Here is a 23,277-nt window from a genome sequence, read left to right as displayed (position 1 = left end):
ATTATATAAATAATTAGTTTACAAATGACAAGATACGCCTTGCCTACTGGTACACACATAATCCAGTAATCAAGACGTATCGTTTTATCTCAAAATTACTTTTCCACTAGCTCAATAATCATCCCCCGAATGGTGTTCTCATGTATAGTATCCAGAAACTTAATTAGCTTTTTAGTTTCCTTGTGAGAGACATACATCTGCCAAATTAATTGTTTCTCTTCAAAACTAATCTGCGCCCTTTGTAATCGTGACTTAATTAATTCTGTAACTATTTTAGATTGGTCAATCAGTTGGTAATTCCGAAATGAGATAGTTGTTGCTGACTGCTTATCGATACTACCTTCAGCACCAATCAGTATTACGGAATACTGTCTTTGTGCTGGAATCAGCTTTGCCGGATCCACTGTCTCAACAGTTAGTTGATGCTCTCGGTCGTTCCATTTGAATATAGTTCTTGCTATGTTATTTTCCTGGTGTTCAACCATTTCATATATTCCATCCGTACCAACAAATATCATCAATTCCAACTGTTCAGGAATTTGTGCTAACGGTTGCATATAATTCTTAAGCATTGGTAAAATACTACCTGCCTTAACAAATACCGGAAATTTATTTTGTTCTCGATAGGCCTTAAAGTAGCTATCCCCTTCATAAACTAAACCAGTGAAGAAATCGTACCATTGACCCTCTGGTAACCAAACTTCTGTACTAGAAAGTTCAGATTGTAAATCTACAGGCGTCGTAATCGGCGAAACTACCATCTCACTCCCAAATTGATATTCATTCGGCACCTCATAAGCCACTTTCTGGTTCGGATAACCATAATACATTGGCTGAACTAATGGCAGCCCTTCAGTGTGCGTTCGATAATTTTCGCTATCTAAATATGGAACTAGCCGAGTACGTAACTGTAATAAATGAATCATTGCTGATTCAATGTCTTTTCCGTAATTCCAAGGTTCCTTACCCATAAAGATATTATTAGAGCTATGGAGCCGCAAAATAGGACTAAAAACACCTAATTGTAACCAACGTAACGATAACTCACCATCATATGTTCCCCGCATATGCCCACCAATGTCATGGCTCCACCAAGTGTACCCAATATTACTAGCAGTCGCTGTAAAGTATGGCTGAAATCTAAGTGAATCCCAAGAAGCAACAGTATCACCTGAAAAGCCAACTGGATAGCGGTGACTGCCAGGTCCAGCGTATCTGGATAAAATTAAGCCTTCCCCTACATGCCGTTTCTCACTATCTCGAAAATGAGCAACATTTAGTAACCAGAGCGGATCAACCTTAGATTGTCCTCGAGCTCCACCTTGTTGCCAATCAATCCACCAGAAATCGACACCTTGTTCTTCCAACGGATGATGTACTAAATCAAAGTACGCCGTCTTAAACTTTTTGTTTTGCAAATCAAAAGTTGCTGGTTCTTCTGTTTTAGCATCTAAATCTAGCATCTTTGCAACAGCCCCATAACAACTTTCACTTGGGCGTATTCCAGATGCGGGATGAATATTAAGTGTTACTTTTCGTCCCTGTTGGTGTAACAGATCAAACATTTTTTGGGGGTTCGGAAAATACTCCTTGTTCCATGTGTACCCTGTCCAACCACTACCATATTTGGAGGGTATTGCAGTCGTATGCCAATTCATATCAAATACCGAAACAGCAATTGGTATTTGACACCGATCAAACTCTTTCATAAGTGCTAGATACTCTGACTGCGTATATGGGTAAAATCGGCTCCACCAATTACCAAGTGCATACCTTGGCACCATTGGCGGGAAACCTGTTAATTGATAATACACTTGTAATGTTTTGCGGTAGTCTCGACCACAGGAAAAATAATACAAGTCTGTCTCTTTTGACTGTCTCACAGAGAACTCACCATTCTCCAGAATAAACGATTGCGAATCATCCAAAACACTGAATCCATCCTTAGACATTAATCCATCTGGTAACGGGATCGCCCCATCCGCCCTATCTAAGGTTCGTGCTGTACCTTTAAGATTGTTTTTAGTTGGCTCACCATAGTACCATCGGCTATAATGCGTTCCATAGCTATTAGCCGCATCAATATACAAACTTCCTGAACTCAACGCACCACCATCATAATACAAGTGAAAACCTGTTGTTCTAATTTCGAGTACGTGTCCCTGCCTGTTTTCGAATATTTCAAATGGAGGTTGAGTGAAATGCCGATTTTGAACCATCTGTGTATTTCTATCCTCAAAGTTTCCATCCTTCGAATACTCAATTCGAACTAAACATGTAGTTAAAATAGTGAATCTAACTGCATCTTGCAGAATAACATTTCCTTTAGCTTCCATGGTACCAACCTCCAAAAGAATTTTTACTCAATCTTCCCCTAATTTAGATATTTTAGCACTTAAATTAAGCGCTTACTCTCTCTTGAGCTCATTTTTTTACCTTTGATTTTCTTCTGAAATCGATAGTTTACTAATAAATCAATATAATAATTAATATTTAAACTAAAAAAACACATCATACCAAAATGATTGTATTTGCAGTCTCAAACCAGCTCCGTCCGTTATAATAACAATATTATGCGCAGTTTATCGAGATAATATCTTCATTGAGATCTTCGCTTAAGCTTAAGAAAATAGCGCTAACCATAGAGCAACTTTCATACTCACAACATTGAATATACGACGTAGATGATTTGCTACCACAGAAAACGCTACATAACGTCATAGCGTTTCTCCTAGTGATATTTTTATATTACTTATAACCAATAATTTCAGGTCTAGTAATTCTCAACAAATTCCCCTAAAATACATTCAACACACTTAGGGGGCTTCAATTATTATGACATCATCACTCACGGTTCGGCGTATCCCGTTACTCGGTGCTTTAATTGCCATGCAACTTATCTTAGGGAGTTTACTGTCAATTCAACTATTGCTAACCAAGATATCCTTCGCGTTTATTATTATTGGTTTAACGGCCCGTTTATTTTCACCACTAGTTACAGCCGGCAGTAGCGCGATTTCCTCCCTACTCGGAATGCTGCTCTTCCCAAAGTTCACCTTTTTTCCTGGTTTTATCCTAACCGCTTTTCTGACTGGGTTAGTCTTTGGATACGCCTTTCAACATCAAACTTCACTGACGCGCGTTCTCGTCGCTAACTTTATCGTCGTCTTTATTCTCAATTTGTTTTTAAACAGCCTCTGGCTTCATCTCATGTACTTAACACCATGGTCAGTTTTGCTAACAACGCGCATGATACAAGAAGTCATAACCTACGTCTGCTACTCAGTTATCTTGATCGCCCTATTTAAGATTCCGATTCTGAACCAGCTCACCGCACGCTTTAAGTGACGGTGGTCATTAATTATTTCGTTAATTAAGTAATGACTGGTGGTACTTAATTTAAAGCTAAGTAAAAAACCAAGGGCCACAGTACATTGCTGTGACCCTTAGTTTTTGTGCAAACAATTGATTGTCATACGACCCAGTCAGACCTACCAACAGTGCCGAACTCGACTTCGTATTAATTTAATGCTGCCACCATTCCGGCCAAAAATTCAGCGGCACCGCCCACGAAAATTTGTTGTGAATGCTTGAAAATTGGCGCTTGTTCATCCGTATTCACAGAAAGAACGTGTTGCGCACCAGCCATGCCAGCCAAGTAATCATCATCACCAGCGACGCCAATGTTGATCAAGACTTCTGGCGCAACCGTCACTGCTGAGGCACCAATTTGTTGCTCAATGCTAAATTGTTCCATAGCCGTTAGCGGCTGGGTAACAGCCAATGCTGCACCAATCCACTTGGCCAATTGTTGGGCTTGAAGCAATACTGCCGGTTCCATCGCGCCTCGACCTAATGCCACGACGCGTTTCGCCGTAGCAATACTGCCGACATTGACTGGCACATCCCTAGTCAAATTCAAGCGTTTTACGACCCGATGTAGGTCGGCCACGACTAGGTGCTCAGGAGCTGTGTGGGGTCCCGTTGTCGGGACATCGGCCACTTCGTCATTCAGGCTCGTCGTGGCAAAAGTCAACGCCAATTGCGTATCCGTGCCAACAATCAACGGTAGTGTCGCCACGTCATTTTGCAAGGCACTTAACGGCGAGTGTTGCGTATAGGCTAGATCACCGATCAATGGCATCAAAATTTTAAACGGCGCCAAGGCATTTTGGCTGGCAAACATTGCCGCCAATTGCGCTGCGTCTGTAAATGGGCGCTCATCATCGGCCTGTTGGGCCGCATTGTAGACACTAGTCTGTAAGGCGGCCGTAATCGCCATTGCTGGCGCCAAGGCAGTTAACGGCGGCTGTTCTGTCAGCGCTAACTGTCGTGCCTGGTCTGTGGCATGTTGCCATATTCCCGCTGTAATCGCCCCGGCAAATAATTGCCCCAAGCTTTGCGCCCGTTGCATCACTCGTTGTCCTTGTCCCAATTGACCGATTTGATCAGCGGCCGTAACCGGGACATCGGTGAGTTGAACATCCGCGATGGTCAATCCGTGTAACCCTAAAGGGGTTATTGGTTGGCTGACCGTGACGCCTGGTTGATCAGCACTAATAACAAAGGCCCCCGTAGCATTCGGTGGTGTCTGTGCGAGAACTAAATACTCAGTTGCCTGTGTAACATTCAATACCGCTTTAACCGTACCGGACAGTTGCCAGCCAGCTGTTACCGGCGTTGCTTTGACGGTACTACTAGCCATGACTTGTTCCGGTAATGCCGCGAGTCCAAAAACACCTGATTGTGCACAATACCGTTGGCGTTGTTGCGGGGTTCCAAACGTTAATATTGCATCCTCAACTTGCCAACTACTGGCAAAACTCATAGCGAGCCCAGCTGAACTTTGCGCCAGTGCTAATGCACTCAAAACCCGTTGGCTCAGGCGGTCATCTGGTAGCGGATCGTCCAAAGCCAATTGCTGGGCAAGCGTTGTCAGTGTCGGTCGATCGACTTTCCCAGTCGACTCCATCTGCATGGCGAGTCCCATCAGTTGCTCACGCGCCAGTGCCATCAACCGCTGCCACAGTCCCGTCTGTCGTGCCGTTAAATGTAATTCCATTCCGATCCCTCACTTCATCCGTCATCTATTAAGTCTAACTTACCACATTTTTAGCCTGCTAACGAAAAAAGCGAATAAACATTATCACTATTGAACGCTGCCGAATCCACCGGTCGAAAAACAGTCGTCCGGATTAAACATTCGTCGACTGTTGAAATACGTATTATTACTGCTGGTCATCTAAATCTGCCGCCATAAACCCATGTTCTAAAATCGCCATGTAGGTTTTTGCGCGACTGACCACCCATTCGATATCGGCCATCGATTCAACTTGATGATTCTCACGCATATAGGTCTGAAATTCCATAAAAATCTGATTGTAAACACCCATAATCAAAGCAATCGTTGCATCACAATCAACATCCGCACGCAGCGTCATTTTATCCAGCACCTGACTGATCATTTCCCGGGAAATAGTCATCGACTTAGTATACAGGATCTTCATTTGTGCCTGTATCTTTACCGGCAAGCGCTCCAGCGCGCCATACGCGTCAATCAAGACCTTCATTTCATCCGGGTGGTCTTTACCAAACGCCGCCTTGTAACGCGCACTCCGCACCATCAACGTGACTAGGTCATCTGGAACATCAAAAACTTGTTGATTAATGGTGGCAATAATCGTGTCAGTAGCAAGCTGAACAGTGGCCAAATACAAGCGCTGTTTGCTACCGTAATAATGAAATAATAGGCCCTTAGACACCGTTGCCGCGGACGCAATCACATCCGTTTTAGCATCTCGATAGCCACTGACGGCAAAGGTGTGCATGGCCGCGTGCATAATACGCTCGACCTTCGCCGGGTCTTTAGGAACAGGTTGTTTTACTGCCATGTCACGCACTCCTTTCGTTTACTGAGCTAGATCACGCCGCCGATAACTTAGTGCTGCTACTACTAATATTAGCACAGTTAATAACAGGCACCAGCTACTTGTCGTTCCATCTAAGGGCTTGATTGGTACCTTGTTAACAAAGCCAAGGGGCGTTAAACGGCGTGCCCATTTTGGCAAATCAATCAAATTACCAAGATACAATGAGAAGAAGGCGTAAAATACCCAGATCCACGCAGCATACCGCCATTTAGGTCGCCAGCCCGCTAAGGCACTCGTCACCGCTACCATCACTAACATCGCCGGTGCATAGGCCGCAAACACGTGCCAATAGGTCACCCAACTGATGGGCTTGACCATACTCGTCAGGCCCATCAAATACATACCACTTAGACCGGCAAGTAAAACGAGCAGTCCCGTTACGATTGCCCAGCCGGTATAGCTTGCCCACACGTGCCAACGTGATGTGGCCGTCGCATAAACTTGATGTAGATAGCCTTTTTGTTCATCATTGACCAGTTTGAGCATTAACTGTACTGCTGGAACCAGTGCAACGATCACCATGACGATAGCCAACACAGCAATGAAATTTTTGACGATCAAGCGATTCGCTGCTGCTAAAGCTGACGCACCTAGCAGTTGTTTGATCATTGGATTGCTCTTTGCCAGATCGCCAATCGTATTAAAGACGGACGCATACGCGGCACCTAAGATAAAGTTCCCTAGTAGCCATGCAATAATCAGACCATGTGCCTGCCGCCATAATAGGGTCACGGGACCCCGCAATAAACCACTAGCCTGTCGCCGACCGCGCCGTGGTTCGACTAAGCCCGCGCCCAAGTCCCGATAAGCATTAAGAGCTGCAGCCAAACTTAAACAACCAAGACCCAGTAATACATACAGACCGATTGGTAACCAATCATTGGTTTGATACGCATCTAATTTTTCAATCCAACCAAAGGGGATCCACCAAGTCAGGTCTGGACGGTTAACATCCGTGCCCATTCGTGCAACGTACATGACGCCCAGTAGCAAATAGCTCAGCATCGTCGTACCACTCGCACTAGTCATTACCTGTGCAAGTAACAGCGTCAACATTCCAAAAGCCCAGCCTAAGCCCCCTAAGCCCAGACCAATTAACCAATTACCTGGCGTCGTCGCTCCCGGAAGCTTGGCGACGGTCAGCCCGAGGGCAAAAAGAAAACCAATCAAACCATTTAGCGCCGTTAACTCAGCTGCCCCGGCGAATAGTGGTGCTAACCGACCGACCGCGTGGGCACGCACTAGCTCTAGCAGGCCATCATCTTCATCCCCGCGCGTCGTAACCACGGCCACCATGATATTCATCACAATCATGACGATGGCCATAAAAACCACCATTTCAGTTGCAAACACCTTGGCCGTCGTATATGGCGATTTGGCCGAAAACGCACCAAATAAGGAAATCATCGCGGGCGTTTTAAGCGTTTTGACAATTTCATTCAGTGCCATCTGAGTGCCATAAATACCATCAAACTTCGCGGCGATGGCCGTGAATAGCCCCGTCAACACGACGACCCAAATGAGCAACTTTTTCCAATCTCGTCGTAAGTTGAACCGTATCAGTAATCCTGTACGAGCAAATAGTTGTGTTGCCATCAGCATCACTTCCCCTTCACCGGTTGTTGTTCGGTCGTGTAATAGCGCATGAATAAATCTTCTAACGTTGGTGGGGTCGTTGTTAAGCTGATCAGTTTCCGACTCGCCAAGTACTGCACTACCGGCGTCAATTGGTCAGCATCGACGGCCAGACTGACGTGGTTATCTCCGTGGCGCGCTGTGACCCCGTGAACACCAGCTAGGGTGGTCAAGTCGGTCAAAGGCAGTCGTGTTTGCACATCGACCGTGGTTCGGGTCAAGTGCCGCATCTCAGCTAACGACCCCGTTTCAACAATCTGTCCCTCACGGATAATACCGATGCGATCACACATTTTTTCCACTTCTGACAGAATATGGCTAGATAACAGGACGCTCTTCTCTCGCCGTTTTAAAGTCAATACTTCATTTTGAAACGTCTGCTCATTTAGCGGATCCAGTCCGGACGTTGGTTCGTCAAAAATATATAGATCAGCATCCGTTGAGAGTGCCGCAATCAAGGCCACCTTTTGCCGATTACCTTTAGAATAAGTGCGCGCTTTTTTACGCGGATCCAGTTCGAATTGTTTAATTAGCGCGTCCGTCTTAGCCGTATGCTGACCACCGTTTAGTTTAAGAAACAAGTCAATAATTTCCCCACCACTTAGATTAGGCCATAAATAAACATCGCCTGGCACATAAGCAATTCGCTTATGAATCGCCACACTATCCTGCCAGACATCGCGACCAAAAATCGTTGCCTGCCCACCACTAGCTTTTAAAATTCCAAGTAGTACCCGAATAGTAGTTGATTTACCAGCACCATTCGGACCGATAAAGCCAAAAACTTCCCCCGCGTTGATTTCAAAATTAATATCCTTGAGAGCCTGAAACTTCCCGAAATGCTTTTGCAAGTGACTAATCCTTAATAACGGTTCTTTATCCATATGACTCACTCCCATCCTTCAAATTCGAGCATCTTATTGTTGATGCTGCAATCATAGGCGCCGTTGACTGATAAGTCAATGACTAGCCAGTCAAGCAGTTAAAAATTTCATTTTAAACATCTAATCCGCTTGAAACTGGCTTCTTAGGCTAGTCAAGTCAACAAAAAAACTGTTTTGGCGATAAACTTTACTCGCTAAAACAGTTTTTTGACATCTGAATTTCTATGGCAGAACCAGAAAGATATATCGTCTTCATTAGCCACTAGAAGATAGTGGGGACTAACCCACCATCCGCCCGCAATGCTTCACCAGAAAAACTGCTAGCAAACGGACTAGCGACAAACACTGCTAACCGACCAATTTCTTCCGGCCGAATCAAACGCTGAATTTGTGATAGTGGTCGATGATTAATCATAAAGTCATGCTCCCACTGATCCTTTGGTAAATCTGAATCAGCATACATATCATCTAACATTTTCTGAACACCTTCTGTTAATGTCGAGCCAGGCATAACCGTGTTAACCGTTACGTGGCTACCAACTGTTAACTTCGACAGACTCTTCGCTAAAGAAAGGTTCATCGATTTAGTCATCGAATATTGGGGCATTTCCCCCGAAGGCATAACTGCTTCTTCACTCGCAATAAAGATAATGCGTCCAAAATCTTGGGCTAACATTGCAGGTAAATAATGTTTTGCCAACCGATTGCCAGACAACACGTTCACTTTAAAGAAGCGTTCCCAAGTTGCATCGTCAATCTCATCGTAAGCCATTGGCCCAAAGATTCCCATATTGTTGACCAATACGTCAACCGTTGGAATTTGTTGAAACATTTTGTCAGCTTGCTGCGGATCACTAATATCATACGGTGCCGCCACTGGATGAGTTGTTGGGTATGCCGCTGCGAGTTCATCCACAACCGCTGCCACCGTATCTGTGCGGCAACCATTAATGACCACATCCGCGCCTTCCTTGGCAAATGCTACCGCAATTGCCCGTCCGATTCCCTTAGTCGAACCAGTGACCAAGACCCGTTTCCCTGCTAATCCCATTTCCATGCTCAAAGTTCCTCCGTTCTAATTTAAATTGCCTGTTAAGTTTAGCTAGTTCGATCAATAAACACAAATAATCGGTCCTCACGGGTATTAATCTAACTCGTTTATTTCCCGGGTAATAATCGCAAAAAAAGCACACCAGTCTCCTGGCATGCTAATTATGTACGCATCTTAATCCGCGCTTGATTTCGCATATTCTTCTAACACTGGCATAACGTAGCGTTGTTCTGCTTGCTTACGTGCCATGATGGCATCATCCATATCAGCAAACTGCTGATTCAAAACTAAGCGGCCCCGATACATTAACCGTGCGACCCACTTCTGTGAGCATCGGTCAAAGGAAACACCAATGACCCCGCTCCGATTCCGGCTATTCGGTTTCAATCGATCGACCGAAGTTCCTTGATAAAGCGGTAAGTTATCACTACGTCCCATATTTTTACGGGTTTGCGGATTTTCAAAAATATTCTTTCGACTAACATCTGCCCGTAAACAGCCACAGCTCTTCGTAATCCCTTTCCGTAACCGATAACTATCGACAACTACTTGTCGTCCACATGAACACTGACACAACCACCGTGCATTACCATTCGGCGCACTTTCAGCCCGTTCGATAACGGTCAAACGGCTGAAAGTCTCACCAGTTAAATCCTTAAGTCGCATCAAAATCACCTCACTAAGCTTTCTGTGTAATCAGCTCAATTGTCTTCAACACAATCGAGCTTGTACTATTTAAGTTAACCCGATTATATGAAATATTTGTGACGAATAAAAAAACTTTTATAGTAAAATTCGCGCAATATCCATTAATTTCCAGCTGATTAACTAACACTCAACCTATTCCAGCTTTGTCTTTTATTTAGAATACTACTATTATGATTATATGTCACTTTTTATCATTTATATTATCATCAGACCGGTAAACACAAAAAAAACGTTAGTCTCAGAATAGTCTAACGTTTTATATGTTAATTGTACAAACAATTATTGCCAATCACACAAACCAGCCCAGTGGCGCGAGCCCTAACCAGCTCAGAACGTTGACGTTAGTGTCAGTCGCAATGAACGGTCGTAAAGTCTGTTTGATTTCTGCCGCGTTGGCTAGCGTTTGTAGATCATACCAATACTGGCCCTTTTTACTATGACCAACTAAGGTCCACCGACCTAACGACTTTAATGCCGGTTCCTCGGTGTCAAGATCAGCAGTCAATGCGCTCACAAAAACGTGCATCGTCGGCATCCAGGCCCCGTCGTACTGTTCAGTGTCACGCCGTAACTGGCTGATTTGATTCTGCAAACGATGTGCCGTCCGATACAGTCCTAATACCGCGAGAAGTCCTACTAACAGCATTAGCATCCAGACGCCTATTAAATCTGTATCACCCTGATGAAGGATCAGTATCAAAAACAATCCCCATACCACAACCCCTGCATAAAGACTGAGGTTGATCGTATTCATCGCCTGAGCACGTAACTGCAAAGCTACTTCCAAACGAACCTTAGGATCAGTTGGTGCCATTGTCGTTTGCTGTAATGCTGGTTGGTCGCTGCCGGTATACACAATCTTAACATCTGGTTGCTGTACTTGCACTTGGGCGAGAACTTGAAACGCGCTGTTACTGTTGCTCATGTCAGCCGCGATTGCTTGCGGCACATACTCACTAAAGACCCGATAAATCGTCGGCACTTTTTTAAACTGATACCAATTTCCATGAATAGCCATCAATAAATAGCGTCGCTGCGCTTGCGCATTCAGCCATGCCAACTCCTATTCAGAACCTTTGATCAAAAATCGATGCCGCCACATACCTACCACTTCCATTTTAAAAGTTTAAACAAATCCAATTGGTGCCAATCCCAGCCAACTTACAATCGATACAGAAACGCTATCTCCCACAATTAGCTGTAGCGATTGCTTGATTTCCGCAGCACTTGCCAGCGTCTTCAAGTCGTACCAGTACATCCCGTGATGATCTTGACCGACGTAAGCCCACGCCCCTAGACCAGCCACTTTTTCTGTATCCAGCTCGGTGGACATGTTTTTCAGGAAAACGTGCATCGTTGGCCGCCAAGCATCATCATATTGTTGCGTAATGACTCGCAGCGCATTCGCCTGTTTATGCAGCCGACTTGCTTGCCATGCAGGATAGAAGGTAAATAGCAACCATGCTAGCATTCCCCAACTGGCCACGTTATCACTCACATTCAGGCTAATCACGATCACGGCCAGTATCAGACCAACCACTAACCTAATATTCATGACATTTAACAAGTGTCCCCGTTGCGCCAGTGCAATTTTCAACTGCAACGGTGCGTCCTGACGATCCACTCGCGCCCCCTGCAACTCAGTCTGAGCCGTGCCCGTATAAATCACCTGTACGGCTGGTTTCGTCAATTGTAGCCGTGCTAACAATTTGAACGGTGTGTGCTGGTCGTCGATTTCAGTTGCAACATTGCCGCTTACATATTCACTAAAGACTTGATACCGCGTCGCCGTTTTTTGAAATTGATACCAGTTCCCCCTGATACGCCGCAGTAATTGCCCGCGTTGTACCTGCTGATTGAGCCATCGCAATTCCTGCTCTGAGCCTTTGACTGCCATTTGATAACGCCACATATACTCACTTCCCCGTTAAATTAACCCATTACAATCCCGCCTGCTCACAAATCTGATTCAATAATTGCAGTCGTTTTCGTTCAGCCGCCAAAACCGATTCACCACTCCCCGTGATTTCATAGGTATGCACGTCATTTTCGTCGACTCGTTCCGTCATTAAATAATCCTTCGTCATGGCATGCAAATTCGTAAATAAGGTTCCTAATCCTAGCTGTAGTTGATTATTGGTCATTTCAGCGATTTTTGCCGGAATCGCTTCACTGGTAATCGGCTGGCGAACACTGACTAACACTAAGAACGCTGCTTCCGTCATTGGTTCATACTTATCAATTAATCGTTGATAAAAGTTAGCTGGCATATTTTCATCCCCCTTAATCAGATTATTGAAGCGCTTTCTTTTTCAATCAATTTAATTATGGGCCACCGTTTTCTTGAATGCAACTCTCCAGAATAATTTCCACAAAAAATCGGTAGCCACTGATTAACGCGGTTACCGATTGCTTTAATGAATTTGAACATCCGCTACGACCGTACTTGTCTCGTATGGGAAATGTGATTCGGAGACTTCAAAGGGTTGACCATCATCCATGTAACTAATCTGATTAATGACCAACACGGGATCATTCAGAGTCGCGCCCATTGCGGCAACGTCATCAGCCGTCACTCGGGCTGCCGAGATAATACGGTGTGAACCCGCGATTTTCTTGCCACTATGTTGCTCTAAGTAACCGTAGACCGAGCCTTCGAGGACTTGCTTCGTCAACGTCACGATACTCGTTGGCATAATCGTATGCTCATACGCCCACACCTTACCATCAACGTAGCGGGTCCGCCGAATAACGTACACCGGATCCATCTCATCGATTAACAACTGTTCCGCTTCCCGCTTAGTAGGCAAGCGAGCTTGTAATTCCAACACCTTACTCGTCACCTTTTTACCGGCATTCGTTTGCGTTGTTCCCAGGGGCTTGTCTACCAGCGTTTCTTGGCGCCGTTCAGTCAAGCCAAAGTCCTTGCGAACAAAGGTCCCCGCGCCACGCTTGGAGTAAACCATCCCTTCAATAATCAGTAATTGAATGGCCTTGTGAATCGTAATTCGTGTCGTATCAAAAGTTTCAGCTAATTTATTCTGGTCGGGCATCAATTCGCCCGGCGTATATTTACCGGATTTTATGTCTTGTCGCAGACTATCCGCAATCGTTTCATACTTATAAGCCAAACTACTCACATCCCCTTCATCATTTGGTCTTGTCAACTAGTTTACCCCTTTTAGTAGCTAATTGAAATCATTTGTATATACTTTTATTGGCTTTGTTTAATTAACGACCAATCCAACTAATCATCAGCATCCGTCACTGACCGTATAGCCGAATGAATCAGCGCATTTGACCACCATTTAATCAGCTGTTCCCGATTTTCCCGTTCAATCTCGATGTAACCGGCTACATCCGTTCGGTTTTACTTGCACCCCCACAGACTTTGGCGTATGCTTTAATAGTTAAATTCAGATTAGAAAAAGCTGTGACAAGATGAGTAAACTAATTCTCGTGCTTAGAGAGTCGTATTTTTGGTGCAAAACGATGACGTGGTTAGTTGAAAATGGTCTTGAAGAAGCTACTGGGGCCATCTCAGTCGGAGCGATCCGTTACGATCATGATAAGTCCCTGTGGGAAAATCTCGGTGGTAACACGCAAACGCGTCCTAGAAAGCATTCGCTTTTAGGCGCGTTTTTTTATGACCATAACTGATCTGAAATTAACGCCTGTTCGCTTTTATTAATGGTTATTAGAACTTATTCATTCTCAATACTTAAGGAGTGTTACACTATGCAAAACAAGCAATCCAATTCAATTCGTACCGTCGTGGCTACCGGGATCGGCGCCGCCGTTATTTTTGTTCTCATGAAATTTGTCGCCATTCCAACGGGTGTGCCGAATACCCAGGTTAACGTCGCGATGGGGTTTTTAGCCTTACTAGGTGCCATCTTTGGTCCCGTTGCAGCTGGTTTAGCCGTGTTCATCGGTCACGCCTTAAACGACTTCGTAACTTATGGTTCGCCTTGGTGGACCTGGGTCATCGTTGATGGTCTGATTGGGGTTGCCTTCGGACTAGCTAAAAATCGGCTCAAGATTGAAAATGGCGTGCTAGGAACGGCAAAATTAGTCTGGTTTAACATTTACCAAATCATCGTCAACTTTATTGGTTGGGTGCTTTTAGCACCAACTGGTGATATTATTATTTATCATGAACCGGCCAACAAAGTTTACCTTCAAGGTGTCATTACTTGGATCGCCGATTCCATCTCAGTTGCCATCATTGGGACCATCCTACTAGTCTTGTACGCCCGGACGCGGACCCAACGTGGGAGCTTAACAAAGGAACGTTAATAACATGAGCGCACCCATCATTAGCTTTAAAAATTTCTCTTTTCAATATAATAGCCAAACGGAACCAACTTTACGTGATATTAATCTGGATATTTACCCCGGTGAAAAAGTGTTGATTGCTGGACCTTCTGGCTCCGGTAAATCTACATTAGGCCGGTGTTTGAACGGCTTGATTCCACAATCCTATCCAGGAACAGTGACGGGCCAAGCAAGGATTGCTGGTCAAACCATTACTGAGAGCTCCATTTTTGCATTATCCCAAGACGTCGGTACGGTACTGCAAGATCCTGATAGTCAGTTCGTCGGTTTGACTGTCGTCGAAGATATGGCTTTCTCATTGGAAAATGATCAGCAGACCCAACCGGCCATGCGACAAGCAACTGAACAGTGGGCCCAAACTTTAGACCTCCAAGACTTATTGACTCACCGCCCGCAGGAATTATCTGGTGGGCAAAAGCAACGGGTCGCCATGGCTGGTGTTCTGATCGACAATAGTAAAATCCTATTATTTGATGAACCGCTAGCGAGTCTTGATCCGGCATCGGGTAAAGCCTCGATGGCACTCATTGATCAACTGACTCATACGCAGGACCTGACCGTCATCATTATCGAGCACCGCATCGAGGACGTGTTACAGCAACCAATCGACCGGCTGATTGTCATGCAAGACGGCGCGATCGTCGCTAACGACCGGCCGGAAACGATTTTGCGGCAATCACTCATGACTCAACTCGGGCTGCGCGAACCATTATACCTTTCAGCGCTCAAACTAGCCGGTGTTGATCTAGCAACTTGCCAACACTTGGATAACCTCCAAGCCTTACAAGTACCCGACCTCACCGCGACGTTGCAAAACTGGACCGCCGGCGTACAACTACAGTCGCCCACCGTTCATGACCAACCGTTACTCGCAATTGAGCACCTGACATTCGGGTACGATCCCGCCAAACCAATCATCAACGATATCACCGTCACGCTTCATCAGGGTGAAATGATTAGTCTAGTGGGTCAAAACGGGACTGGTAAGTCAACATTGAGCAATCTGATTACTGGGTTTTTGGTGCCACAGTCCGGCAAAATGCGATTTAACGGTCATCCCCTAGCTGACCAATCAGTCAAAGAACGTGCCGATCAAATTCGTTATATCCTTCAGGACCCCAATCAAATGATCTCTAAAACGATGATTTTTGATGAAGTTGCTGCCGGTTTGGTCCTCCGAGGTGTCGCTGACGATGAAGTAAAGCGCCGTGTCCAGGCCGTTCTGAAGGTCTGTGGTCTCTATGAGTTTCGCCACTGGCCTATTTCTGCGCTCAGTTTCGGTCAAAAGAAACGGGTCACGATTGCGGCCATCCTCGTATTAGAACCAGCCATGCTAATTCTTGATGAGCCTACTGCGGGCCAAGACTTGCAACACTATACTGAAATGATGACCTTCTTAACTAAGATCAATCAGGAACAACACATGACGATTATGTTGATCACGCACGATATGCACCTAATGCTAGAATACACGGATCGCACGATTGTGTTGGGCCACGGCAACATTTTGATGGATGCTCGCCCAGCCGATGTGTTGACCAACGCATCCATTATTCAGCAAGCTTCCTTAGCCAAGACAAGTTTATACACCCTGGCGGAAACGCACCATTTAAACCCGACAGAATTCGTCGCAAAATTTGTTCAGGCTGAACGGGAGGCGCGCTAAGATGCAACATGAATTATTGATCGGGTACAACGACCGCCATACTTTTCTAAACCGGCTTAGCGGTAGCACTAAACTACTCTGCTTTGTTGGCTTATCAGTTATCGGGATGATGACTTACGACACGCGTTACTTAATCGGGGTGATGATTTTTTCACTGATTCTATTCCGCTTTTCAAAAATTCATTACCGCGATATCGCGTTCGTGCTTAACGTTATTATTGGTTTTTCCGTTTTAAACTTAGTGATGGTGTACGTCTTTGCGCCTCATTATGGCGTCTCGATTTATGGTACCGAACACTTACTACTGGGATCTGCTGATCACTATTTTAACTTGACAGCCGAACAACTTTTTTATGAATTTAATTTGTTATTAAAGTACACGTTTGCCGTGCCACTCGCCCTGATTTTTCTCATGACGACTAATCCCAGCGAATTTGCTGCGAGTCTCAATAAGATTGGAATTTCCTATCGTATCAGCTATTCCGTAGCGATTGCACTACGTTACATTCCAGACGTTCAAGCTGATTACCGTACTATCAGTCTGGCACAACAGGCTCGGGGGTTTGAAATGTCGAAAAAAGCGCATTTTATGACCCGTATTCGTGGCGGCATCCAAATTCTGCTTCCATTGATTTTTTCAAGCTTAGATCGAATCGAAACCATTAGTCAGGCGATGGAATTGCGACGCTTCGGTAAGGGAAAACAGCGCACATGGTACATGGCCCAACGCTTTAAACGTAACGACTATCTGGCGTTAACGTTAGTTGCTCTGCTGATCATCCTCGGCATCGCCCTCTTTAAGGTCAACGGTGGCCGTTTCTGGAATCCGTTTAAGGCATAACGTTTCATCATAATTTTCCAAAAAACTTCGTCGACCATGCTTATCGATGAAGTTTTTTGTTTGCATCTACCTATCAAGCCTCACCTGATTTAACAACAGCAACAGCAACAATCCCCTTATTCCACACGCACCATCCTGTTATGCCAAGATTAACTAAAACCAGCGACTTTAAAATTGAAAAAACAAATTTCAACCGCTAAACTGAAACTAGATCTTACAAAAAGTAAGCAAAACTAGCTTGAAAGGATGTTTTATTGTGACTAGTTTTAACGAACCACTCAAATTCAAATCTGGCGTTACACTACGCAACCGCCTAATGATGTCGCCCATGACGACGACTCAAAGCTTTTACAATGGTAGTATCACCCATGACGAAATCGACTACTACACACAACGAGCTACTGGCTTAGGTGCCGTGATTACGGGTGCTGCCAACGTCGAAGATCTCGGTAAGGGTTGGCATGGCGAGCTTAGTATCGCGCATGACACGATGCTGCCCGGTCTAAGTGCACTTGCTCATGGCATTCAAAGTCAAGGTACCAAAGCTATCGTTCAAATCTTCCACGCCGGTCGAATGACGCATCGAGCCGTCTTAAATGGCGAACAGATTGTCTCTGCCAGTGCCGTTGCGGCCCTTCGTGACGATGCGGAAACACCGCGAGCAATGTCGATTGACGAGATCCACGCAACAATTTCAGCATTCGGTGAAGCAACTCGGCGCGCGATTCAAGCCGGCTTTGATGGGATTGAATTACACGGTGCCAATACCTATTTGATCCAACAGTTCTTCTCACCACATAGTAATCGCCGCACCGATGAATACGGTGGTCGCACGCCGCAAGAACGGTTCCGCTTTATTGATGAATTATTAAAGGCCGTCTTTGCAGCTGTTGACCAATATGCGGACCGGCCCTTCATCGTTGGCTATCGTTTCTCACCAGAAGAATTCGAAGAACCAGGTATTCGGCTTGAAGATACCCTTTGGTTACTCTCACAACTACGGGAAAGTCGATTAGATTACGTTCATGTCTCACTCAACAACTATGACCGTGTTTCACGAGACCCGCAGTATCAAGATAAATCCATCATGACCTACGTGCACGAAGCGTTACAAGGTAAATTGCCACTAGTTGGTGTTGGTGGCGTCCGGACCCGCGACGATGTCAAGACTGTGTTACAAACTGCCGAACTAGTCGCAGTGGGCCAACAATTACTTTATGATCCAACTTGGGCCGTCAAACTCGCTAAAAACGCTGACAACACCATGGTTACGGCACCATTTGAAGAAGCCGTTGAGGTCACACCACTTAGCCGGCCGCTGTATGAATTTGCAGCCTCGCGCTATCACAGCGTCATTAATAGTTAACCTGTCAGCCGAATTAAAAACGTCCACTGAAAAAATCAGTGGGCGTTTTTATGTTTCACGTGAAACATTTAGACTTTCAATAACCAATTCAGTTGTTGTAACGCACGCTGATGGTCACCTTGATATTGACGCGCAATATAGTAATAGGCTAACGTTTCATGGGCCGTTGCTTGCCGGTCGACGGGCAATTGATACTGTTGGTCAAAGACCTGTTCAAATGCTTCTAATGTCGGCGCAGCTGGCTGTTCACGCAAACAAAACTGTCGTAATTCCGATCTAGTCATCCGGTCACGGGCAATCGGTTGGCGGTCTTCATGCGCAGCCAAACGTTGCTGTAGTGCTGCTTGCATACCGGCATCCGCATTGTCCGCAAGCCACTGTTGAGTTTGTGGCATTGTCGTTTGCATGGCTAATTGTTCAAACCAAGCCAGCGACAATGATTGGCCCCACCGGGTCGTCAATAAGTGCTCCCAATCCGCACGTTGGGTCGCCTGCTGATGATACTGCCAGCCCCAACAACTATTGAAGACATCGTCATAAAAACGCGTCGTTTGTTGTTCATCTAGCTGTTGAGTCACCTGATTAAGTGCGGCAACGAACTGATGATCAAGCATGGCTAGGCGCCGAACTTGAATCTTCCCAGTCTGTCGATATTCAGTCACCATTTGCCCGAATTGATAAGAGTTCACCAAAGGGCGTTCGGTCGCTGGTGGCGTGATTTTTTCAAACTGTTGCTTCGCCATCGGTCGTTCCGGACGCATCACAATAATGGCCGCCAGCTGCTGTAAATAACATTGATAGGCGTGACTCTGGCGCAAGGTTTGCTCGGCCTTCACAGCACTTTGCTGCGCTTGTGCCTGGCGTTGTTGTTGATTAGTCACAATTGCTTGACGGGCCGCCCGCTCAGCCGCTTCAATCACCGTTTGTTCATCATGGACTAACCGCTGATAGGTTTGTTCAGCGGGCTTTAGTTCCTGTAATGGTAGCTGCTTGGTACGACGTTTTAGGTACGTCGTGACGGTTTGCGTCGTTGTTTGTCGCAACTTGCGCGCTTGGGGCGCTTGCTCAGCCGGTAATTGTGGTAGCCACGGCTGAGCAAACATGATCGTTGGCACTGTTGGTACAGCGGTAGTCAGCGTCTGATACTGGGCCACCGCATAAAAGTTATCTTCTGTTGTAATCACCATCAAGTAACGCGTTTCGGCGTTCATGAACTTTTTGACGCATTCAGAACCGACAATCAACTCACGATGATTATGCTTGTTTTGAACATGGTACTCATAACGAACCGGCTTATGACACAATTCGCAATGATGCCATGCTTGTCGGCTTTCATTCGGGTTAACAACGTACGGCAGACTCGCCAAAAGTTGCCACTCATGACTACAGTCGGTCAACCACTGTGCATGATCTTGTAAAATCAAGTTACGGACAGTCGGTTTCAAGAAATCACTGTCAGCCTTTACCGTTACGTGTGCGCGTAATAACGCACTAATTTGTTGGAGCGTGGTCCGCCGTCGAGCTCGTTCACTTAACAGAAAGAAACGATTTTCAGCGGGGGTTATTAAAGTTGTTGCTGCCGGCAATGCCGCCCACCCCTTTCAGTAAAAATACCGTTCTAGCATACCATAACTTTCCCATTCAGTGCGAACGTTAGTTCTAAAATCTCGGTCACTCTCATTAACCCAACGGTTACTCCCACCGCGGTTCGTTTGTTATCAAGCCTTTATTGATTGCATTCAAATTCACCCACTTTTTGATAATTTTATTGATATTACGATTGTTGCAAAGCAGTCAAGGTGCTAAACTATCTTCGAATCAAAAAAGATTCACTTTAAGGGGGATTTTGAAATGAAAAAATTAACATCAGTCGTTGCAACACTTGCTTTGGCATTACCATTGGCTGCCAGCCCGTTTGCCATGACCACCACGGCTAATGCCGCCACGGTAACCCCAAAAGCCACTACCCATGCACTCACTAAAGCGACCCACTTCCCCGCCATCACAATGCACGCGAAGGCCGCCACGACTTTGAATACAATTCACTTTGCCGCCGATCGGGCAATCGCCTTTGTTAGCCCGGCCAAAGCAAAACTCAGCACTAAAAAGACTTACACGGTAACTAAGACGATTACTTTAGCAACCGGCAAACATACGTCGGCCACATATTACCTCATTAGTGAACACGGTAAGGCCCTCGGCTGGGCTAAAGCCACCACGATGATTAAAGGGAACGCCCCGACCGCTAAATTAAAAGCGACCAAGAAAACCCCGAAGACTAAGTTGACAATTACTAAGAAGACCACCAAGCAGGCTGGACCTAAAGCCACCAGTGCTAAGAAAGCAACGCCTAAAATCAAAGCCTCTAAAAAGGTAATCAAATTGACAAAGCAGACGACCACCAAGGCAAAATCAACGAAGCTAACGATCAAGCACCCTAAGGCAAGTATCAAACCAACTAAAAAGGTAACGACTCTCGCCACTAAAAAAACGTTAGCCCAACCAACGAAAACTAAGAAGATGGCACCACAATTAATCAAAAAGACCGCCAAGCAAAACGCTAAAAAGGCACCCAAACTTGCAACCAAAAAGCATCTCACGGTCAAAACCACTACTAAACACACACCGTCTAAATTAACACCTAAAGCAGCTGCTAAAATTTGATCAACCACTAAATTGCTTAGCAACCTGATCCTGTTAATGACGGCGTCTCAACGAGCCGTTACTACTGATCGTGATGCACACTAAAACGCTCCCTATGAAAGTCATCTTTCATGGGGAGCGTTTTTACATCATGCCATCATCAGCATTAACCACTGACAGGCCAGCATTTAATTAATCAAACATCTTCTTAGTTGCCTTGAGCAAGGTCTTTGGATCCTTATCGTACCGTGGTGTCTTGACCAAGTTATCCATTGGGACCCCAGCAAAGTGATAAGCGGCAATCTCACCAGAGCGGACCGCACTCTGTTCCGTGAAGATCATCTGGTATGGTTGTTCCGCAAATTCACCCGTAAAGGCTAGGTTCGTTGAGTGCTTTGGTAAGACTTCTGGCCGATCAGACTTAGCCCGGTTATTAAAGAGTGCGGAAGCATATGGCATGTATACCGGAATATTGTTCACGATACTGTCCAAAATTTCCTTTTCCTTGTCCTTAATATTGCCTGGACCCGGATCTACTTTGGAAAGTTGACCAATTAATTCTTGAGCCATTTCCTTACCCGTCATCTTGATATACGGCTTGTTAACAAACTCACCTTGACGCCGTGGATACAAGAAGTAGCCCCACAGAACTGTTTCGTTTGGTTGCTGTGTCGTAAAGTGTGGTTGGTGGTGCACCACGATCGACATATTAACATCCTTTTGGTTCAACGGCGTAATTGGCGTAGTTGATAAGAAGGAGTTCAACGCATTCCCGGGTTCCTGGGTGGTGATCCGAACGATTTCATTTAAGAATAAATGATTCTTAGTCGTCAACGTGAAGCTGACCCATTCGCTAGCATTCCGATCGTTGAAGAACTTATCTGGCGTCCCTAAGTTATAGAACCGCTCAGTAGCCTTCTTCCACAAACTAGCACTAACACCATAATCCATATTTTCAGGAGCAGGCGTGTTGTAATCACCCATCGTTGCAGAATCGGTAATTGAACCGTTAGTGAAGATCACCGCTGTGTCCTCATCAACTTCAACTTCTTCCGTTTCGCCAGTCTGCGCATCCTCAATGACTAAGCCAGTCACCGTAATTTCGTCTTGCATTGGCGTGTCTTTAAATTGCCAATCCTTAACAATCTTATTATCAATGAAAGTCACACCTTGCCCTTGCAAGTACTTAATTAATGGCAAAATCATGCTTTCGAATTGATTGTAACGCGTCCGGTTGACACCAACTAAGTGTTCAATTTGTGTAAATTCATAAATCATTTGATGCATGTAACGCCGCAGTTCTTGAGCAGAGCTTTGCGTTCTAAAGGCAAAGGTTGTTTCCCACATATACCAGAAATTCGTTTGGAACATATGCGGATCATCCTTGAAGTACTCAGCAATCGAAACGTTGTCGAGCTTCGTTTCTTCACTATCTGGCATCATGATCAACTTAGTCAGCAAAGTCCGATCCTTATTATTGAATCCTAACTTACCAGCATTAATAATGCCTTTACCACCCTGCATCAAGCGGGCAATATCATACGTCCGATGTTTCGCATCAAAATCACGCGTATCTTCGGCCGCCGTCATCCCCGGTTCAGTTACCGATGGAATCCGGTCCAATAAATCCATTAAGTCAACGTACGTCCGGTAATTCAGCATCCGACCACCCCGGGCAACATACCCAGTCGTGTTAGCCATCGGATGATTCTTATTCCAATACTCATTGGTAAAATCAGTCGTGGCACCACCATCATTCGCACCGTGCATATCAACACCATAGAATGTGATGTCCTTACCATCCCAATGACCATCTTGAATCAAGTAGACCGCCGCAGCCATATTTGATAGCCCGGCACCAATCATAATTGCTTTACTTTTAACCATAAATAACGCCCCCAAAATAGGTAATTAGGTTCTGATAACGCTTACAAGTACATTATACAACTTGGATAGTGATTGTCTAGTTTGAACTGAACTTTTTTGTTTTCTTGCCGCTTTCTTAATATTTGCGCTAGTCAACCAATTTCTGCCCATAGCGTAACACCATTTGATGACTTTTCTCCAATTAAACACATTGCCTTTAACAAATATTACATTTTTTCAAGCGGCTCATTCCCACCACAAGTTCTGCCATTTATGTATGCAAAAAGCGAGCCTTGAAGTGAACCCACAAGTTTGGACAACTAAATTAAGCTGCTAACTGATTGGCAAG

20 protein-coding genes are annotated in these 23,277 nt (G+C 45.2%); 7 read left to right on the top strand and 13 right to left on the bottom strand.

The window, feature by feature from the left end:
• Positions 1-95: 95 nt before the first annotated feature.
• A complete protein-coding gene (locus MMY95_RS11815; RefSeq protein ID WP_104795482.1) occupies positions 96-2,336 on the bottom strand; it encodes a TIM-barrel domain-containing protein in 2,241 nt (746 codons plus the stop codon).
• Positions 2,337-2,835: 499 nt separating this feature from the next.
• Here MMY95_RS11815 and MMY95_RS11810 point away from each other — a divergent pair, with 499 nt between their 5' ends.
• Positions 2,836-3,348, top strand: coding sequence for a folate family ECF transporter S component (locus MMY95_RS11810; protein ID WP_003641760.1), 513 nt, complete (start codon positions 2,836-2,838; stop codon positions 3,346-3,348).
• Between the two features lie 172 nt (positions 3,349-3,520).
• On the opposite strand, the gene MMY95_RS11805 is transcribed toward MMY95_RS11810, so the two are convergent.
• From MMY95_RS11805 to MMY95_RS11760, 10 genes are all read right to left on the bottom strand, one after another.
• Complete coding sequence (locus MMY95_RS11805; RefSeq protein WP_015825040.1) at positions 3,521-5,062, bottom strand: FAD-binding protein; 1,542 nt, start codon at positions 5,060-5,062, stop codon at positions 3,521-3,523.
• A 166-nt stretch (positions 5,063-5,228) separates the two neighbouring features.
• Positions 5,229-5,891 (bottom strand): TetR/AcrR family transcriptional regulator, encoded by a 663-nt coding sequence (locus MMY95_RS11800; protein WP_241277657.1) that lies wholly within the window; start codon positions 5,889-5,891, stop codon positions 5,229-5,231.
• Between the two features lie 18 nt (positions 5,892-5,909).
• Positions 5,910-7,526 (bottom strand): ABC transporter permease, encoded by a 1,617-nt coding sequence (locus MMY95_RS11795; RefSeq protein WP_015825038.1) that lies wholly within the window; start codon positions 7,524-7,526, stop codon positions 5,910-5,912.
• Between the two features lie 5 nt (positions 7,527-7,531).
• On the bottom strand, positions 7,532-8,449 hold the full coding sequence (locus tag MMY95_RS11790; RefSeq protein ID WP_087509592.1) for an ABC transporter ATP-binding protein: 918 nt from the start codon (positions 8,447-8,449) through the stop codon (positions 7,532-7,534).
• Positions 8,450-8,711: 262 nt separating this feature from the next.
• Positions 8,712-9,506, bottom strand: a complete 795-nt coding sequence (locus MMY95_RS11785; protein WP_241277656.1) for an SDR family oxidoreductase — start codon at positions 9,504-9,506, stop codon at positions 8,712-8,714.
• Between the two features lie 168 nt (positions 9,507-9,674).
• Positions 9,675-10,166: a hypothetical protein gene (locus tag MMY95_RS11780; protein ID WP_003641754.1), complete on the bottom strand. Its 492-nt coding sequence runs from the start codon at positions 10,164-10,166 to the stop codon at positions 9,675-9,677.
• A 331-nt stretch (positions 10,167-10,497) separates the two neighbouring features.
• Positions 10,498-11,268: a hypothetical protein gene (locus MMY95_RS11775; protein ID WP_238352269.1), complete on the bottom strand. Its 771-nt coding sequence runs from the start codon at positions 11,266-11,268 to the stop codon at positions 10,498-10,500.
• A gap of 66 nt (positions 11,269-11,334) precedes the next feature.
• On the bottom strand, positions 11,335-12,120 hold the full coding sequence (locus MMY95_RS11770) for a hypothetical protein (RefSeq protein WP_104795480.1): 786 nt from the start codon (positions 12,118-12,120) through the stop codon (positions 11,335-11,337).
• Positions 12,121-12,148: 28 nt separating this feature from the next.
• Positions 12,149-12,478, bottom strand: coding sequence for a helix-turn-helix transcriptional regulator (locus MMY95_RS11765; RefSeq protein WP_003641750.1), 330 nt, complete (start codon positions 12,476-12,478; stop codon positions 12,149-12,151).
• Positions 12,479-12,622: 144 nt separating this feature from the next.
• Complete coding sequence (locus tag MMY95_RS11760; protein WP_003641749.1) at positions 12,623-13,375, bottom strand: GntR family transcriptional regulator; 753 nt, start codon at positions 13,373-13,375, stop codon at positions 12,623-12,625.
• Positions 13,376-13,649: 274 nt separating this feature from the next.
• Between MMY95_RS11760 and MMY95_RS11755 the strand changes: the two genes are divergently transcribed.
• From MMY95_RS11755 to MMY95_RS11735, 5 genes are all read left to right on the top strand, one after another.
• Positions 13,650-13,868 (top strand): hypothetical protein, encoded by a 219-nt coding sequence (locus MMY95_RS11755; RefSeq protein ID WP_015825033.1) that lies wholly within the window; start codon positions 13,650-13,652, stop codon positions 13,866-13,868.
• A 78-nt stretch (positions 13,869-13,946) separates the two neighbouring features.
• On the top strand, positions 13,947-14,507 hold the full coding sequence (locus MMY95_RS11750; RefSeq protein WP_003641748.1) for an ECF-type riboflavin transporter substrate-binding protein: 561 nt from the start codon (positions 13,947-13,949) through the stop codon (positions 14,505-14,507).
• A 4-nt stretch (positions 14,508-14,511) separates the two neighbouring features.
• The gene (locus tag MMY95_RS11745) at positions 14,512-16,212 is read left to right on the top strand and encodes an ABC transporter ATP-binding protein (RefSeq protein ID WP_241277655.1); all 1,701 of its coding nucleotides are present in this window, start codon (positions 14,512-14,514) and stop codon (positions 16,210-16,212) included.
• A gap of 1 nt (position 16,213) precedes the next feature.
• Positions 16,214-17,053, top strand: coding sequence for an energy-coupling factor transporter transmembrane component T (locus MMY95_RS11740; RefSeq protein ID WP_063721117.1), 840 nt, complete (start codon positions 16,214-16,216; stop codon positions 17,051-17,053).
• A gap of 256 nt (positions 17,054-17,309) precedes the next feature.
• Positions 17,310-18,419, top strand: a complete 1,110-nt coding sequence (locus MMY95_RS11735; protein WP_087509587.1) for an NADH-dependent flavin oxidoreductase — start codon at positions 17,310-17,312, stop codon at positions 18,417-18,419.
• Positions 18,420-18,487: 68 nt separating this feature from the next.
• Here MMY95_RS11735 and MMY95_RS11730 read toward each other — a convergent pair whose 3' ends face one another.
• Entirely contained in the window at positions 18,488-20,005 is a 1,518-nt protein-coding gene (locus tag MMY95_RS11730) for a hypothetical protein (RefSeq protein ID WP_003641744.1), read from the bottom strand.
• A gap of 265 nt (positions 20,006-20,270) precedes the next feature.
• Between MMY95_RS11730 and MMY95_RS11725 the strand changes: the two genes are divergently transcribed.
• Positions 20,271-21,083, top strand: a complete 813-nt coding sequence (locus MMY95_RS11725; protein WP_003641743.1) for a hypothetical protein — start codon at positions 20,271-20,273, stop codon at positions 21,081-21,083.
• A gap of 171 nt (positions 21,084-21,254) precedes the next feature.
• Here the strand turns inward: MMY95_RS11725 and MMY95_RS11720 are convergent, their stop codons facing one another.
• Entirely contained in the window at positions 21,255-22,949 is a 1,695-nt protein-coding gene (locus MMY95_RS11720) for an oleate hydratase (protein WP_003641742.1), read from the bottom strand.
• Between the last annotated feature and the right edge of the window lie 328 nt (positions 22,950-23,277).

It is taken from the genome of Lactiplantibacillus sp. ME-2 (genome assembly GCF_022549155.1).
Lineage (GTDB): Bacteria > Bacillota > Bacilli > Lactobacillales > Lactobacillaceae > Lactiplantibacillus > Lactiplantibacillus plantarum.
Note: the sequence above shows the minus strand (reverse complement) of the source record. Positions and strands in the feature narration are given on the sequence as shown.

Excerpts from the sequence above, each read along its gene's own strand:
- MMY95_RS11815 (WP_104795482.1), bottom strand. The coding sequence starts at position 2,336 with ATGGAAGCTAAAGGAAATGTTATTCTGCAAGATGCAGTTAGATTCACT.
- MMY95_RS11810 (WP_003641760.1), top strand. The coding sequence starts at position 2,836 with ATGACATCATCACTCACGGTTCGGCGTATCCCGTTACTCGGTGCTTTA.
- MMY95_RS11805 (WP_015825040.1), bottom strand. The coding sequence starts at position 5,062 with ATGGAATTACATTTAACGGCACGACAGACGGGACTGTGGCAGCGGTTG.
- MMY95_RS11800 (WP_241277657.1), bottom strand. The coding sequence starts at position 5,891 with ATGGCAGTAAAACAACCTGTTCCTAAAGACCCGGCGAAGGTCGAGCGT.
- MMY95_RS11795 (WP_015825038.1), bottom strand. The coding sequence starts at position 7,526 with ATGGCAACACAACTATTTGCTCGTACAGGATTACTGATACGGTTCAAC.
- MMY95_RS11790 (WP_087509592.1), bottom strand. The coding sequence starts at position 8,449 with ATGGATAAAGAACCGTTATTAAGGATTAGTCACTTGCAAAAGCATTTC.
- MMY95_RS11785 (WP_241277656.1), bottom strand. The coding sequence starts at position 9,506 with ATGGAAATGGGATTAGCAGGGAAACGGGTCTTGGTCACTGGTTCGACT.
- MMY95_RS11780 (WP_003641754.1), bottom strand. The coding sequence starts at position 10,166 with ATGCGACTTAAGGATTTAACTGGTGAGACTTTCAGCCGTTTGACCGTT.
- MMY95_RS11770 (WP_104795480.1), bottom strand. The coding sequence starts at position 12,120 with ATGTGGCGTTATCAAATGGCAGTCAAAGGCTCAGAGCAGGAATTGCGA.
- MMY95_RS11765 (WP_003641750.1), bottom strand. The coding sequence starts at position 12,478 with ATGCCAGCTAACTTTTATCAACGATTAATTGATAAGTATGAACCAATG.
- MMY95_RS11755 (WP_015825033.1), top strand. The coding sequence starts at position 13,650 with ATGAGTAAACTAATTCTCGTGCTTAGAGAGTCGTATTTTTGGTGCAAA.
- MMY95_RS11750 (WP_003641748.1), top strand. The coding sequence starts at position 13,947 with ATGCAAAACAAGCAATCCAATTCAATTCGTACCGTCGTGGCTACCGGG.
- MMY95_RS11745 (WP_241277655.1), top strand. The coding sequence starts at position 14,512 with ATGAGCGCACCCATCATTAGCTTTAAAAATTTCTCTTTTCAATATAAT.
- MMY95_RS11740 (WP_063721117.1), top strand. The coding sequence starts at position 16,214 with ATGCAACATGAATTATTGATCGGGTACAACGACCGCCATACTTTTCTA.
- MMY95_RS11725 (WP_003641743.1), top strand. The coding sequence starts at position 20,271 with ATGAAAAAATTAACATCAGTCGTTGCAACACTTGCTTTGGCATTACCA.
- MMY95_RS11720 (WP_003641742.1), bottom strand. The coding sequence starts at position 22,949 with ATGGTTAAAAGTAAAGCAATTATGATTGGTGCCGGGCTATCAAATATG.